The 265-nt window shown below is 67.5% G+C and carries 1 protein-coding gene; it reads left to right on the top strand.

Annotation, left to right across the window (positions count from 1 at the left end):
* A partial coding sequence (locus AMS67_RS00080) for a cation:proton antiporter domain-containing protein (protein WP_193787052.1) occupies positions 1 to 265 on the top strand: 265 nt, incomplete at both ends.

Here is a 265-nt window from a genome sequence, read left to right as displayed (position 1 = left end):
CGCTGGTGCTGCTGAAGACCGCGATCGCCGCGACCGCCGGCAGCTTCGCGCTCTCCACGGCCACCGGAGCGTTCTTCTTCTCCGTCGCGGTGGCGATCGCGGTCGGGCTCATCATCGGTGTCATCACGGTGTGGATCCGTTCGAAGCTCACCAGCCCGGTGCACGACACGATCGTCTCGTTCATCGTGCCCTTCGTCGCGTTCGTTCCGGCCGAGGAGCTGCAGGCGTCGGGGGTGCTCGCGGTCGTCGTGACGGGGCTCTACAC

The organism is Leucobacter japonicus, from assembly GCF_001273855.1.
In the GTDB taxonomy this organism is placed as follows: Bacteria; Actinomycetota; Actinomycetes; order Actinomycetales; family Microbacteriaceae; genus Leucobacter; species Leucobacter japonicus.
This window is presented reverse-complemented; position numbering and strand designations above follow the sequence as displayed.